General features: G+C 63.3%; 12 protein-coding genes and 1 pseudogene. 8 read left to right on the plus strand and 5 right to left on the minus strand.

The genetic code is table 11. The features are described 5' to 3' along the window. Positions 1–71: 71 nt before the first annotated feature. A complete protein-coding gene (locus H1204_RS22610) occupies positions 72–1124 on the minus strand; it encodes a rod shape-determining protein (RefSeq protein ID WP_180732987.1) in 1053 nt (350 codons plus the stop codon). A gap of 222 nt (positions 1125–1346) precedes the next feature. Further along, positions 1347–2005, minus strand: a pseudogene (locus H1204_RS22615) (dienelactone hydrolase family protein). Positions 2006–2324: 319 nt separating this feature from the next. On the opposite strand from H1204_RS22615, the gene H1204_RS22620 reads away from it, so the two are divergent. Next, positions 2325–3941: a DHA2 family efflux MFS transporter permease subunit gene (locus tag H1204_RS22620; protein ID WP_180732988.1), complete on the plus strand. Its 1617-nt coding sequence runs from the start codon at positions 2325–2327 to the stop codon at positions 3939–3941. Positions 3942–3963: 22 nt separating this feature from the next. Here H1204_RS22620 and H1204_RS22625 read toward each other — a convergent pair whose 3' ends face one another. Then, complete coding sequence (locus tag H1204_RS22625; protein ID WP_180732989.1) at positions 3964–4719, minus strand: helix-turn-helix transcriptional regulator; 756 nt, start codon at positions 4717–4719, stop codon at positions 3964–3966. Between the two features lie 180 nt (positions 4720–4899). Between H1204_RS22625 and H1204_RS22630 the strand changes: the two genes are divergently transcribed. The 7 genes from H1204_RS22630 to H1204_RS22655 all read left to right on the plus strand — a co-directional run bounded on the left by H1204_RS22630 (position 4900) and on the right by H1204_RS22655 (position 12077). Continuing rightward, a complete protein-coding gene (locus H1204_RS22630) occupies positions 4900–5682 on the plus strand; it encodes a PadR family transcriptional regulator (protein WP_180732990.1) in 783 nt (260 codons plus the stop codon). 34 nt (positions 5683–5716) lie between these two features. Next, positions 5717–6535, plus strand: a complete 819-nt coding sequence (locus tag H1204_RS22635; protein ID WP_180732991.1) for a siderophore-interacting protein — start codon at positions 5717–5719, stop codon at positions 6533–6535. A gap of 25 nt (positions 6536–6560) precedes the next feature. Beyond that, positions 6561–7817, plus strand: a complete 1257-nt coding sequence (locus H1204_RS22640) for an MFS transporter (RefSeq protein WP_180732992.1) — start codon at positions 6561–6563, stop codon at positions 7815–7817. A 407-nt stretch (positions 7818–8224) separates the two neighbouring features. Further along, on the plus strand, positions 8225–9823 hold the full coding sequence (locus tag H1204_RS22645; RefSeq protein WP_180732993.1) for a sugar ABC transporter ATP-binding protein: 1599 nt from the start codon (positions 8225–8227) through the stop codon (positions 9821–9823). Then, entirely contained in the window at positions 9820–10407 is a 588-nt protein-coding gene (locus H1204_RS52965) for an ABC transporter permease (protein WP_346015757.1), read from the plus strand. Before H1204_RS22645 ends, H1204_RS52965 begins: the two co-directional genes overlap by 4 nt. Then, positions 10377–10817 carry an ABC transporter permease gene (locus H1204_RS52970; RefSeq protein ID WP_346015758.1) on the plus strand — a complete coding sequence of 147 codons (441 nt, stop codon included), beginning with the start codon at positions 10377–10379 and terminating at the stop codon, positions 10815–10817. The genes H1204_RS52965 and H1204_RS52970 overlap by 31 nt, the downstream gene beginning before the upstream one ends. 117 nt (positions 10818–10934) lie before the next feature. After that, positions 10935–12077, plus strand: a complete 1143-nt coding sequence (locus H1204_RS22655; protein WP_180732994.1) for a substrate-binding domain-containing protein — start codon at positions 10935–10937, stop codon at positions 12075–12077. 47 nt (positions 12078–12124) lie between these two features. On the opposite strand, the gene H1204_RS22660 is transcribed toward H1204_RS22655, so the two are convergent. Beyond that, positions 12125–12961 (minus strand): EAL domain-containing protein, encoded by an 837-nt coding sequence (locus tag H1204_RS22660; RefSeq protein WP_243468761.1) that lies wholly within the window; start codon positions 12959–12961, stop codon positions 12125–12127. Between the two features lie 185 nt (positions 12962–13146). Continuing rightward, positions 13147–14544 carry a heavy metal sensor histidine kinase gene (locus tag H1204_RS22665; protein WP_180733271.1) on the minus strand — a complete coding sequence of 466 codons (1398 nt, stop codon included), beginning with the start codon at positions 14542–14544 and terminating at the stop codon, positions 13147–13149. Between the last annotated feature and the right edge of the window lie 26 nt (positions 14545–14570).

Consider the following 14570-nt stretch of genomic DNA (forward strand, 5'->3'; position numbering starts at 1 on the left):
TCATTGTCACATGACGCCGGCACTCACGCGCGCCGCGGAAAGCGCGCCGCAAGCAATGTCAAACGATTGCGTCAGTCGTACGCGCCCATATCGAGCAGGCCTGCGCTCGCCGCCGCACCGGCACCGCGCACGGCACACGTGAGCGGCTCGTCGGCGACGCGCACGTCGAGACCCAGTTCGTTGCTGAAATAACGCGCGAGATTGCCGAGCAGCGCGCCGCCGCCCGTCAGCACGATACCAGCGTCCGCGATATCGGTGATGAGTTCGGCGGGCGCGTTTTCCAGCGCGGCCTTCACGGCGACCAGCACCTGACGAAGCGGCGCGGCGATGGCATCGACTACATCCTGCGTGGACAGTTCGACCGTGCGCGGCAGGCCATCGTCGACACCGCGCCCCGTCGCGCGCATCGTATCCGGCGGTACGACGGCGAGCGCCGAGCCGATGGTCTTCTTCACATGCTCGGCCGTCTGCTCGCCGAGCAGCACGCCGAAGTTGTTGCGCACGTGCTTGATGATGGCGGCATCCAGCTGATCGCCGCCGACGCGAATCGAGCCGTTGTACGCCGTGCCGCCCAGCGCGATCACGCCGATTTCCGTCGTACCGCCGCCGATATCGACGACCATCGAGCCCGTCGCCGACGACACCGGCAAGCCCGCGCCAACAGCCGACGCGAGCGATTCATCGATCAGGTTCACCTTCCACGCACCCGCTGCAGCCGCCGCCTCGCGGATCGCGCGGCGCTCCACCTGGGTCGCGCTTGCCGGCACGCAGATCGTGAACGCGGCGCGACGCGCGAAGAACGGACGCGGACGGGCCATATCCACGAATTGCCGGATCATGTGCTCGGCGGCGGAGAAATTGGCGATCACGCCGTGGCGCATCGGCCGCACCGCTTCGAGGTTGAGGGGTACGCGGCCCAGCATCTGTTTGGCCTCGCTGCCGACCAGCGCGACGCGCTTGCGTCCCGCCAATTCCTGCTTGTCGAAACACACTACGGACGGCTCGTTGAGGACAATGCCGCCGTCGTCGGTATAGATCAGCGTATTGGCAGTGCCGAGATCGACCGCCACGGACGAGCGGAAAAGGCGCCCAAAAAGCGATGACTGCGCATTCGATCTGGCCATGTTCAGGCTCTTTTGAAAGAAGTGAGCTGCGTTGTAAGCAGCGGAAACGTCAAACGTACGGCACAGCGATGCTGCGCGTGCATCCCTCGGAAACTTTTTCCGGCTATTGATCGCATATCGGCAGATGCCCGGCGAACTTTAGGAGAATGAATTCGAAAACGTCTTACGGCCGCTTACATGCGGACGTAAGACGTATCAAGCAGGGGATTGAATGCGAAGGAGCTAGCTGCGGGCGAGCGGCGCGAGCGCCCGCACGAGGGCCTCGCGGCCCAGCGCGACGCCTTCGCCGGAAATCGTGTGGCCGACGCCCGGCAGCGCGAACGCTTCGACGTCGAAGCCCGCTTCGTGCAGCGCGATGGCGGCACGTTCGGTTTCGTCGACGGAGATCACTGCGTCGTCTTCACCGTGGATCAGCGTCACGGGCGTGGCGCTCTTCGCGGTGACGGGCGACGCGAGCCGCCCGGAAAACGCGACCACGACGGCCGCGCCTTGCGGATTCGTCGCCACGTGATGCAGCGACATCATCGAGCCCTGCGAGAAGCCCACTAGCGCGAGCTGGCCGTAGCCGAGGCCCTGATGCGCAAGCTCGGCGTCGAGCATCTTGTGCAGCGCGGGCCAGGCGGCCGCGACGCGTCCCGTACGGTTCTGCTCGTCGACATTGCGCAGGCTGAACCACTGACGCCCGCCGAAGCCGCCGTCGAACGGCTCGCTGCCGTCTAGCGACGTGAACGCAGTTTGCGGCAGCGCTTCGCGCCAGATGTCCGCGAGCGGCACGAGGTCCTGAGCATTGCTGCCGACGCCATGCAGCAGCACGACCAGCGAAGTCGCGGGTCCTCGGCGGGTGCGAGCCGCCAGCCGTTGTCGAATTGTTTCCAGGCCATCGCCTTCATCCTTTCGTATTGCGCGGCGCGCACCGCGGGCATTGCGACGCTGCCGATTCACGCATCGTACGCGCAGGCGGGAGCATACGACGCGTCCCGTAGTTTTGCGTGGATTTCACGCAAAACGTCTGCGGCGCCCAACACCTGCCATCGACGCGCGATACGGCACTGGACAACGCATTTCTGATTCGCTCTCCGCCTGCCCCTGAGCGCCCAGCCGATGCCGTTCGGCGCTTGCGACTATCATCGCCATGTTGCGCCGCGCGAGCATGCCCGGCAACGCATGTCGCGCGACACCTCTTCACCGACGGAGACCCGCTTGAGCGAACCGAACCAACCCGACCCGTCGTCCGCCCCGCCGTCCGCCCCTTCGAAGCCCGCCGGGCCGCCGGGCCCGCCCGCGCAGCCACCGCTGCAGGGCGGCCAGCTCGTGCTCGCGACCTTCGCCGTCGCGCTCGCCACGTTCATGAACGTGCTGGACACGTCGATCGCCAACGTTGCGATTCCAACCATCTCGGGCAACCTCGGTGTCTCCGTCGATGAAGGCACGTGGGTCATCACCGTGTTTGCTGCATCGAATGCCGTATCGATTCCGCTGACGGGCTGGTTCACGCAGCGCTTCGGGCAGATCAAGCTGTTCGTCGCCGCGATTCTCGGCTTCGTGATTGCATCGTGGCTGTGCGGCGTGGCGCCGTCGCTGCCCATTCTGCTGTTCGCACGTGTGTTGCAGGGCGTGGTGGCGGGTCCGCTGATTCCGCTGTCGCAAGCCATTCTGCTCAGCTCATGGCCAAAGGCGAAATCGTCGACGGCGCTTGCGCTATGGGCGATGACGGCGACCGTCGGCCCGATCGCGGGCCCGGCGCTCGGCGGCTGGATCACGGATAGTTATTCATGGTCGTGGATCTTCTACATCAACATTCCTGTCGGCATTTTCGCGGCGGGCGTCACATGGATGATCTACCGCATGCGCGAAACGCCAACCCGCAAGCTGCCCATCGACGTCGTCGGTCTCGGCCTGCTGGTCACGTGGGTCGCGTCGCTGCAGATCATGCTCGACAAGGGCAAGGATCTCGACTGGTTCGGCTCGCCCGTGATCGTCGCGCTCGCCGTTACGGCCGTCATCAGCTTCGCGTTCTTCCTGGTCTGGGAGCTGACGGAGCCGAACCCGATCGTCGATTTGCGGCTCTTCACGCAGCGCAACTTCCTCGGCGGGACGATCGCGATTTCGGTCGCGTACGGCGTGTTCTTCGGCAACCTCGTGCTGTTGCCGCAATGGATGCAGGAGTACCTGAACTACCGTTCCGTCGACGCCGGCCTCGTCACCGCGCCGCTCGGCATCTTCGCGGTGATCCTCGCGCCCGTGATGGGCCGCGTGCTGCCGCGCTCCGACGCGCGCATCATCGCGACGCTCGCCTTCGTCGGCTTCGCGATCGTGTTCTTCATGCGCTCGAACTACGTGGTCGAGATCGACACGTGGCATCTGGTGCTGCCCACCTTGCTGCAAGGCATCCCAATGGCGATGTTCTTCGTGCCGCTGACAGCCATCATTCTGTCCGGGCAGCCCGGCCCGAAGATTCCGGCGGCGGCGGGCCTGTCGAACTTCGTGCGCGTGTTTTGCGGCGCGGTGGGCACGTCGATCGCGGGTACGGCGTGGAACAGCCGCACGATCCTGCATCACGAGCGCCTGACCGAACAGGCCAACGCAAACAACCCTGTTTTCGCGCAGCAGATGGACAACACGCAGACGCTGTTGCACGTCAGCCCGTCGACATCGAATGCGCTGTTCGATTTCACCGTGAACACGCAGGCCGCGATGATGGGACTGAACGATATTTTCTATGCGTCGGCGATCATCTTCGTGCTGATCATTCCGCTTATCTGGATCACGCGGCCCGCGCGCGGCGGCGGTGGCGCGGATGCGTCGGGCGCGCATTGATGCGGGTGTCGTCGGGTGAGACCTAGCGGAAAAAGCGCGCGGGCGTCTCGCCCAGCGCGTCCTTGAACACCGCGATAAACGACGACACGTCGCTATAGCCGACCTCGAGCGCCACCTGCGTGACGCTCGCGCCGGCACCGAGCCGCAACAACGCCGTCAACAGGCGCAGTTGCTGGCGCCACTGGCCGAACGTCAGCCCCGTTTCCTTCGCGAAGAGGCGCGCCGCCGTGCGCGCGGTGATCGACGCCTGCTCGGCGAAATCGTCGAGCACGCCGGCGCGGGCCGGATCGGCGGCGAGCGCATCGGCGATGTGCCGCGCGCGCAGATCGCGCGGATAGACCAGCGACAGCGCCACTTCCGTCAGCCGTGGCAAGCGGTCAGAGATCACGGCCAGCAGGCGAAGCTGCTCGGCGTCGGCGGGCGCGCTCGCGTCGAATTGGGACGCCGCGCCGAGCAACTCGTCCATCAGACCGTTCACAGCCACGACGCAGCAGCGCGCGGGCACGGGCAGCGCGTCCTCGTCGGCGTACAGGATGCGCAGCACGACGGGCGTCGCCGACGACATCCTGTGCAACACGCCCGGCAACATCCAGACAGCGTGATGCGACGGCGCGACCCACAGCCCGCCTTCCGTATGCACGGCCAGCACGCCTTCCGCGACCTGCACGAACTGCGCACGGCGCATGCTCCGCCACGGCTGATCGAGCGCGTCGTGACGCACGCCCAGCACGAAAGCCGAACGCGCGACAGAATCGGGATCGAGGAAAGCAGCGCTCATTGGAAGTGTCCGTTTAGCCCTGTTGGGGACCGAAACCCATCAAGACTAGCATGCTGACCGCTTGCATGCTTCATCGCAGTGCGACGCCGCGATCCGCCGAACAAATTCGAGATTTGGCTTGACGAACTATCTTTAGATATATATCTTACGATACATCTTAAGACATTCGGAGATGCCGACATGCGCCATCACCATCATCGTTTTTCCCGTGAATTCGCGCGCGACGCTGACTTTGCGCGCGATCCCGCGTTCTTTGGCTTTTACGAACGCTTCCAGATGTTCAGAGACGCGATCGGCCGCCATCAGCGCGGCGGCGGCCGGCACGGCGGGCCGTTCGGCGGCGGCGCAGGCGGTCCGTTCGGAGGCGGCTTCGGCGGAGGATTCGGCGGCGAAGGCGACGGCTTCCCGCGCGGCCGCAAGTTTACGTCTGACGATCTGCAACTGCTGCTGCTCGCGCTGATCGACGAACAGCCGCGCCACGGCTACGAGCTGATCAAGGCGCTCGAAGCGCGCTCGAACGGCTTCTACACGCCGAGCCCCGGCATGGTGTACCCGGCGCTCACGTATCTGGAAGAACTCAGCTATGTGACCGTGCAGCTCGAAGGCAACCGCAAGCGCTACTCGCTCGCCGACGCCGGCCGCGAGTACCTCGCCAGCAACCGCGAGCGTGCCGACCTGATGCTCGCCAAGCTCTCGCATATCGCCCGCAAGATGGACTCGGTGCGCCGCGCGTTCGCGGGCGAGGGCCAACAAGGCGAAGCCGGCGACGACGCGGGCGAATACGGCGGCTGGCTGCCCGAGTTCGTGCAGGCGCGGCGCGCGCTGAAACATGCGCTGCTGCTGCGCGACAACGCATCGCCGGACGAGCAGCGGCGCATCGCGGCGATCCTCGCGCGCGCCACGGCCGAAATCGAAAGCAAGCCGCGCGAGAACGGCGGCAAAACGTCGGGCGAACCCGCTTAATGCAGCCGATCCAACGACATCGAGAGAACACCTTATGCAAGCAACCCGAACCGATCTGACTGTGACGCGCGTGCGTCATCCGCTGAAATTCCGTCTGCTGCAAGTGAAGAACGTCGAGGCCGTCACGCCGCATCTGATCCGCGTGACGCTGACGGGCGACGATCTGCACGACTTCGTATCGGCATCCTTCGACGATCACCTGAAAGTGTTCTTCCCCGCGCCCGGCGAAGACAAACCGACGCTGCCCGTAGCGGGGCCCGACGGCCCCGTGTTTCCCGCCGACCGCCCGCGCCCCGTCGCGCGCGATTTCACGCCGAAGCGTTTCGACCGCGACGCGCGCGAACTCGAGCTGGAGTTCGCGATGCACGAAGCCGGTCCCGCTGCCGAATGGGCGGCGCAGGCGAAGGCCGGGCAATACCTCGGCATCGGCGGCCCGCGCGGCTCGTTCGTGGTGCCGACGGGCTTCGACTGGCATCTGCTGATCGGCGACGATACCGCCCTGCCCGCCATCGGCCGGCGTCTTGCGGAACTGCCGCAAGGCTCGCGCGTCGCGGCCGTGATCGAAGTCGCCGATCCTTCCGCGTGCATCGAGTTCGATACGCAGACCGATCTGTATATCGAATGGCGTTATCGAAGCGAGGGTGCATATCGAGGCGCAGAGTTGCTGAAAGCGGTGCGCGAAACGTTCCTGCCGGACGGTGACGGCTACGTGTGGGCAGCGGGCGAAGCGGCAACGATGCGCGCGGTGCGCTCGCTGCTCGTCAACGAACGCGGCATCGACAAATCGCGCGTCCGCGCGTCCGCCTACTGGAAACAGGGCGAGCAGGCCGTCCACGAAAATCTCGACGACTGACGCCTCAATCAAACGGAGCCATGCATTGCTCTCATTGAACGAATCACACGAGCGGCGCCTGCTGTGGCTGCTCGCGCTTACGCAATTCACGATCATCATGGACTTCATGGTGATGATGCCGCTCGGCCCGCAGATCATGCATGCGTTCCAGATCTCGCCCGCGCGGTTCGCGACGGCCGTCTCGGCGTATTCGTGGTGCTCCGGGCTATCGGGCCTGCTGGCCGCCACGTATATCGACCGCTTCGACCGGCGGCGTCTGTTGCTTGCCATCTACGCGCTGTTCGCGCTGTCGAACCTCGGCTGCGCGCTCGCGCCGAACTTTCCGCTGCTGCTCGTGGCGCGCGCGTTCGCGGGCATTACGGGGGGCGTGCTTGCTTCCGTGGTGATGGCGATCGTCGGCGACGTGATTCCTGTCGCGCGGCGTGGTGCGGCGACGGGCACGATCATGACGGCCTTCTCGCTGGCGGCGATCGCGGGCGTGCCGGCGGGCGTGATGCTGGGCGCGCATTTCGGCTGGGCATCGCCATTTGTGTTGCTCGTCGTGCTGTCCTGCGTGATCTGGATGGGCGGTTTGCGCGTGGTGCCGTCGCTGACCGAGCATCTGCAGAGACAGCGCGTGCCGCTCGCGCAGGTGTTGCCTGATTTGTGGCGGTTGTTCGCAAATCCGCGGCATCTGAACGCGTTTGCGCTGACGTTTGTCGTGATGGTCGGGCACATGCTGGTGATTCCGTTCATCGCGCCGACGCTTGTCGCCAATCACGGTGTCGCGCCTGCCAATCTGTCGTGGCTGTATATGGCGGGCGGCGCCGCCACCTTCTTCACGTCGCGCCGCGTTGGCGCGCTCTCGGATCGCTTTGGCAAGAAGCGCGTGTTTCGCGTCGCTGCTTTGCTGTCGGTGTTGCCTGTGCTGTTCGTCACGCATCTGCCCGACCTGCCGTTTTATGCGTTGGTGTTGTTCTTTCCTGTGTTCATGGTCGCGCTGTCGTCGCGGATGGTACCGATGCAGGCGCTGCTCACGACCGTTCCAGCGCCGCAGACGCGTGGTGCGTTTCTTAGCGCGAACAGCGCGGTGCAGGCGATGGGCACGGGATGCGGTGCCTGGTTCGGCGGTTTGTTGCTGTCGACGACTTCGCAGGGGCAAATTGCGGGTTATGGCACGGTTGGATGGCTGGCGGCGGCTGCCGCGGTGCTCGCGTGTGGGTGGATTGGGCGTGTGAGTGGCGCTGGTGATGCCACTGCGGTGACGCCTGCGGCGGGCGTTGAGGTGGTTGGCGAGGCGTGAAGCTTTTCGGGGTGGCCGTTTGCCCCTGGGCGGGGCGAACGGTTTGGTTGTTCCGCCCTTTGCGCTGGCATCCGCGCTTTGCCTTCGCGCTTCATGCGTCGCCCCGCACAGGGGCGACGCTTGAAGCGCGCTAACAAATCGCGGATGCCAGCGCAAAAACACCCCCCCACCACCACAAACTCAAACCCACCAAAAAAACCCTACCGGCCAAAGCCCGCCCCGAAAGCCACGAACGATACAATCATAACAACTTCCGATACGATTCTTCCAACTCTCCAAGAAATCCCTAATCATATAGGGACCAAATGTTATTGACGCACCATATCCATGATGCGAAGATCACAACACACACCGCGATCCAATCGCGAAACATAAGAATTCGTCATACCGACGAAGGAGACTCCAGGATGAGTGAGCCGGTTGCGGTCGCGGCCGCTTCATCGCCCCGTGTGCCATTGATCCGCGTTGCAGGCGTCACCAAGAAATTCGGTGGCGTGCAGGCGCTGCGCGGCGTCAACCTGGAAGTCCTGCCGGGTGAGGTGCACGCGCTGCTCGGCGAAAACGGCGCAGGCAAATCCACCCTCATCAAGATCCTGAGCGGCGTCCACACATACGACGAAGGCTCGATCGAAATCGCCGGCCAGAAAGTCGCGTTCGAATCGCCAGCAAAGTCGCGCGAGGCTGGCGTCGCCGTCGTCTATCAGGACCTCAGTCTCGTCGAGTCGCTGTCCGTCGGCGCCAATCTGATGCTCGGACGCGAGCCACGCACAAGACTCGGCTTCGTCAGGCAGCGCGAACTGATGGCGCAGGTCGGCGCCTTTCTGCACGAACACAATATCCCGCTCGATCCGCGCGTGCCCGTCGATTCGCTGCCCTTCGCGTACCGCCAAATGACGGAGATCTGCAAGGCGCTGATGGGCGACGTGCGCGTGCTCATCCTCGACGAACCAACGTCCGCGCTCACGGGCGGCGAAGAACAGATTCTCTTCGACGCAATCCGCACCGTGACGGCGCGCGGCGTCGGTGTGATCTACGTGACACACCGGCTGAACGAGGTGTTTCGCATTTCGCAGCGCGTGACCGTGTTCCGCGATGGTGCAAACGCCGGCCATTTCGCCACGGCCGACACCGACATGAAACAACTCGTCGCGGCGATCGTCGGCCCGCGTCATGCTGCTATGCAGGCCCGACAGGAAACCTCCACGGGCGCGTCGGCGCAAAGCACAGCAGAACAAACTGCCGCGCAGAGCACGCTCGGTGCTCCCGTGCTGAGCCTGTCGAACGTGAGCAACGCGCGTTTGCATAACGTGAATTTCACCGTGCGTAAGGGCGAAGTGCACGGTCTTGCGGGACTGATCGGCAGCGGCCGCACCGAGGTATTGCAGACCATCTTCGGCCTGCTGCCGATCGACGCCGGTGCGATCGAACTCGACGGCAAGCCGCTCGCCGCGCGCCGCCCCGGCGACGCGATCCAGCGCGGTATCGCGCTCGTGCCGGAAGACCGGCATCTGCAAGGACTCGTGCTCGATCATTCGATCGAACGCAATCTGACCTTGCCGCGCCTGCCGCAGTTTTCGCGCGGCGGCTGGTTGCGCGCGCAAGCAGCGGCGCAACAGGCACGCGCGGCGATGAAGCAGCTTTCCGTGAAGGCGCCCGATGCGTCGACACACGTGAAATTTCTCTCCGGCGGCAACCAGCAGAAAGTCGTGTTCGCCAAATGGAATCATCCGCGACCGAAAGTGTTGCTGCTCGATGAGCCGACTGTTGGCGTCGATGTCGGCGCGCGTGAAGAAATCTACGGCGTGGTGCGCGACGCGGCACGCGCGGGCACGGGCGTCGTCGTGGTGTCGTCGGATCTGGACGAGCTGTTGCGGCTGTGCGACCGCATTTCCATTGTGGTGGATGGCTCGATCGTGCGAACCGTCGAGCGCGCGCAGCTACGCACGGCCGAAGAACTGCACCATCTCATCCAACTTCCCCGGCCTACCGAAGAGCTTGCAACATGAACGAGTCAGTTTCGCCGATGCCCGCAGAACAACAGGCCACTCAGCGTCGCGGCCGCGCGTGGCGCATTGCGCGGCGTCTGCTACAGGGCGATCGCCCGTACATGCTGTACATCGCGTTTGCGATCCTGCTGGTGGTGTTCAGCTTTGCGTCGCCGTGGTTCCTGTCGATCGACAACTTCCTCAATATCGGGCGGCAAACTGCCCTCGTGTCGATCATCGCGATCGGCATGACGTTCGTCATCATCGCACGGCAGATCGATCTGTCCGTGGGTTCGGCGCTGGCGCTGTCGGGCATGTCGGCCGCGCTTGCGATGTCGCACATCAGCGATAGCTGGATCGTCGGCGCGATTGCGGGCATCGGCACGGGCGCGATCGTCGGCGCGATCAACGGCTTCGTCACGACGCGCCTGAACATTCCTTCGTTTCTCGTCACGCTCGGCACATTGAGCGCGGCGCGCGGCCTCGCGCTGATGGTCACGACCACACGGCCCGAGATCATCACCAACGACCACTTCATCGCGATCTTCGGCGAAGGCGATATTGCAGGCGTCCCGTGCCGATTCTGTGGACCCTGCTCGCCGTGATCGGCGGCATTCTGCTGCTGCACTACAGCGTATTCGGCCGGCAGATTTACGCGGCAGGCGGCAACCCGACTGCCGCGCTCTATTCGGGCATCAACATCCGGCGCGTCACGACGCTAGCTTTCGTGCTGACGGGCGTGCTTGCCGGTCTCGCCGCGCTCGTGCTGTCCGCGCGGTCGCATGCGGCACGGCCGGACGTCGTGCAGGGTATGGAACTCGATGTGATCGCATCCGTCACGCTGGGCGGCTGCAGTCTGTTCGGCGGACGCGGCTTCATTCTCGGCACGCTCCTCGGCAGTCTGATCATCGGCACGCTGAACAACGGCCTCGTGCTGCTCGGCGTCAGTTCGTCGCTGCAACTCGTCATCAAGGGCGTCATCATCGTCGCGGCAGTCGCGTTCACCCGCAAATGAGCATCGCGCGGTGAGAGTCAATCGGCCTTTCGCGCATGCGGCGTTGCGCGCGAGGCCATAAAGGGCAATTCCAAAAACGGCAGGAGACGCAGTACATCACGACCAACGGAGGAAAACATGAACGACCGTCGTGTATCAGGAGCGAGGCTGGCGAATGTGGTGGCGGCGACTGCGCTGGCCATCTGCTGTTCGCAGGCGTTTGCGCAGGCTTGCACGAGCCTGCCTGCGAAGTCGATTGGTCCGGCGGGCATCGTCGGACAGGGACCCAATGGCGAGAAGGCGGCGTCCGCCGATGCCGTCAAACTGACGGATGCCGAGGCCGCGAAGGTCAAGGCCGGCAAGTTCAAGGTCGGCATTTCGATGCAGACGATGAACCTCGACTGGTCGCAACTGCAGGTCGCCGGCATCACCGATACGCTGAAGAAATACGGCGTCGAAGTGATCGGCACGGCATCGGCTGAGTATCAGGTCGACAAGCAGATCGCCGACATCGAAAACACGATCCAGCGCCACCCTGACGGCATCATTTCGATTCCCGTCGACGGCACGGCGACGGCCGCGACCTACAAGAAGGTCTCGCAGGCGGGCATCAAGCTCGTGTTCATGGACAACGTGCCGACGGGCCTCAAGCATCCCGAGCAATACTCCGCGATGATTTCGGCGGATAGCGAGGGCAATGGGCAGATCGCGGCGAAGGTGCTTGCATCGTGCGTGCCCAAAGGCGGCACGGTCGGTCTCGTGAACTTCGGCGTCGACTACTTCAGCACGACGGAGCGCACGAAGGCCGTCAACGAATGGCTGAAGAAGAATCGCCCCGACATCAAGGTCAAGCAGGTCGCGTTCACGGACCCGTCGAAAGTCGGCCAGATTGCGGGCGACTTCCTCACCGCGAATCCCGACGTGAAGGGCGTGTTTGCCGTATGGGACCAGCCCGCACTCGACACGCTGACGTCGATGCGCGCACAAGGCATCAATACGCCCATGACGACGGTCGACCTCGGGCTCGAATCGGCAATCGAAATTGCAAAGGGCGGGCCGCTCAAGGCAACGGGTTCGCAGCGTCCCTACGACCAGGGCGTGGCCGAAGCGATGGCGATGATGAAGGCGTTGATCGGTCAGACGCCGCCGGCGTGGATCGGCGTGCAATCGCTGCCCGTCGTGCAATCGAACGTGCTCGAATCGTATAAGACGGTGTTCAAGAAAGATCCGCCGCCGCAACTGGCCGATGCGTGCAAGAAGGCAGCGCCTGCTTGCGGATGATGAATTGCGTTAGCGTAAGAGCGAAGCCTTTGCGGGCTTCGCTCTTTTTATTGCGCACGCAGCAGCTGCAAGCGTGGAGAACTGGTGCAACGCCTGCGTTCACCCCGCTTCCCCGATTGTGCATGTTGCTCTAGCCACGGTATCAGTTCGGCAACAGGCATCGCTTTCGCGAAGTACCAGCCCTGTCCGTACTGCACGCCTTTGCGCAGCAGATACTCTGCCTGCGCCGCCGATTCGATGCCTTCGGCGACGATCTCCATTCCTAGATCATGTGCCATCGCGATGATGTGCGGCGCCACCACGCAGCTGGCGTGAGCATTCTCGACGGGATTGACGAATGCCTTGTCGAGCTTCAGCGCGTCTACGGGGAATGTCCCAAGATAAGAAAGACAGGAATAGCCAGTCCCGAAGTCGTCGATATAAACAGGATGCCCCGCCCACCTGAGCGCCGCAATGATGCTACGCGTTGCATCCGGATGCATGAAGCCGCGTTCCGTCGCTTCGATTCCCACTTGCGATGCGCGAACGCCCGTCCATTTTAGCGCCTGCGCGAGTACATCCAGAAAGCGCACGCTGCGAAGATCGTCGCTGCCCACATTGATCGACACACGAAACGAACGGTCCGCGCTCAGTACACACGCCAGGTCATCAAGGCTCTTGTGGAGCACGAGATCGGTCAATGGTCCCATCAGCCGATGCTGTTCGGCCACGCCGATAAAGATCTCCGGCGAGATCTCCTGTCCATGCAGCCGCCATCTGAGTAGTGACTCGACACCGACGCATTTGTTGTCGGCGAGCCTGATTACCGGCTGATAAAACACCTCCAGTGTTTTACGGGTGATGGCCAGCCTTAGCTGCTCGGGTAACGCGAGTTCGGAAATCATAAAATCGTGCGATTGACAGGCAGAGTACATAGCATGCCGTGCAGTCGCTGCACTTCCATGACGCGAACATGATAAACGAGTCATGGTGTGTGAACAGGCGCCAGGAAAACACCGGGGTCACAGTTCAGGCACTCAGTGGTATCAGTTGATTGACAATGTGGCGGTCACAGCGCGCATCACTCGATCTATGCCACGTCAGCGTAAGGAAAGCGGAGCCAGAACGTGGTGCGCACACCCGGACAGCTCACCACACCGCATTGGCCACCATGGCTTTCCATGATCGATTTCACGATCGCAAGGCCGAGACCCGTTCCGCCGCCGAGATTGTGCCGCGACGGATCGACGCGGTAAAACCGTTCAAAGATGCGATCGACGTGCTCTCCCTCAATGCCCAGTCCCGTATCCGTGACAGCGATTTCCGCTGTATCGCCATTCTCGCGGCAGCTGACGAAAACGGTCGACCCGCGAGGCGCATGAGCCAGCGCATTGGAAAGCAGATTGCTCAACGCACGCTGGAAAAGCAGCAGGTCCGCGCGAACTTCGGCGCGCCCGCTCAACTCGATGGTGACTCCCGCATCGGATGCCATGGGTTCGTAGTAGCCCGCGACCCGCCCGGCCTCCACTACGGCGTCGAGCCGGCAGACCTTGACTAGCGTGTGCGCCTTCTCCGACCGTGCAAGGAAGAGCATGTCTTCGATCATTCCAGACAGACGCTGGTATTCCTCCACACTCGACTCAATGACATCACGGTACTCTTCCGCGCTGCGCGGCAACGACAGTGCCACCTGCGCGGCTGCCTGCAGATTCGTCAACGGCGTACGCATATCGTGTGCGAGGTTCGAGGAGAACTGGCTGAGGCGTGTAAACGAATCGTTCAGCCTTTCCAGCATGCCATTAAAAGCGTGCTCCAGTTCCTTCAGTTCGTCCGATGTATCGAATCCCGACAAAGGTTGCGCGAGACGGCACGACGACATCTCCTCTGCGTAAGAGACGAAGCGTCGAAGCGGGCTGAGTCCGAACACGGCGATGGCATAGGCAAATGCCGCTGCGATCCCCACGCCCACTACTTCGATCAGCGCGATCGTCCAGGCATGCGCGCGCAACGAGGCAAGGTTGTCCGATTTGTCGTACTGGACCACGACGCGCACAGAAACACAGTCTGATCCCGCGAGCCGTGCCAGCGCCGTGATATAGCGAAACCTCGCACCTCGGGTATCGAACGCAGCGTTCTGGCGACCCGGCGGCAGGCCGCGGAGCAGCGTAAATGGCTGAAAACCGGGCGTGCTGACAAGACGGTTTCCAGTCATATCGTAGATGGCCATATCGACGTTCTGATGGCCATCCATCTGATCGGTCCAGACATGAGGATGGTTCGAGATATTGCTTGTCGCACGCACGTTCGCGAGATCGGCCTGCAGTGCCTCTAGCGTCGCCTGCATATGACCGTCTGCTGCCATGGACATACGGCTGCGCAGAGCCTCGTAAAGCGCGGCGCCACTGAGCGCCAGAATGACCGATGTAGAAAGAAAGATCAGAGCGGTTAATCTCGCCCCCAAAGTTCGCGGCAAGAATCGACTGTTCATCGGTTTCGCAATTGCTTCGCTTTTAT

The organism is Paraburkholderia sp. PGU19 (genome assembly GCF_013426915.1).
Lineage (GTDB): Bacteria > Pseudomonadota > Gammaproteobacteria > Burkholderiales > Burkholderiaceae > Paraburkholderia.

Excerpts from the sequence above, each read along its gene's own strand:
- H1204_RS22630 (WP_180732990.1), top strand. The coding sequence starts at position 4,900 with ATGCGCCATCACCATCATCGTTTTTCCCGTGAATTCGCGCGCGACGCT.
- H1204_RS22645 (WP_180732993.1), top strand. The coding sequence starts at position 8,225 with ATGAGTGAGCCGGTTGCGGTCGCGGCCGCTTCATCGCCCCGTGTGCCA.
- H1204_RS22660 (WP_243468761.1), bottom strand. The coding sequence starts at position 12,961 with ATGATTTCCGAACTCGCGTTACCCGAGCAGCTAAGGCTGGCCATCACC.
- H1204_RS22665 (WP_180733271.1), bottom strand. The coding sequence starts at position 14,544 with ATGAACAGTCGATTCTTGCCGCGAACTTTGGGGGCGAGATTAACCGCT.
- H1204_RS22655 (WP_180732994.1), top strand. The coding sequence starts at position 10,935 with ATGAACGACCGTCGTGTATCAGGAGCGAGGCTGGCGAATGTGGTGGCG.
- H1204_RS52965 (WP_346015757.1), top strand. The coding sequence starts at position 9,820 with ATGAACGAGTCAGTTTCGCCGATGCCCGCAGAACAACAGGCCACTCAG.
- H1204_RS22610 (WP_180732987.1), bottom strand. The coding sequence starts at position 1,124 with ATGGCCAGATCGAATGCGCAGTCATCGCTTTTTGGGCGCCTTTTCCGC.
- H1204_RS22635 (WP_180732991.1), top strand. The coding sequence starts at position 5,717 with ATGCAAGCAACCCGAACCGATCTGACTGTGACGCGCGTGCGTCATCCG.
- H1204_RS22625 (WP_180732989.1), bottom strand. The coding sequence starts at position 4,719 with ATGAGCGCTGCTTTCCTCGATCCCGATTCTGTCGCGCGTTCGGCTTTC.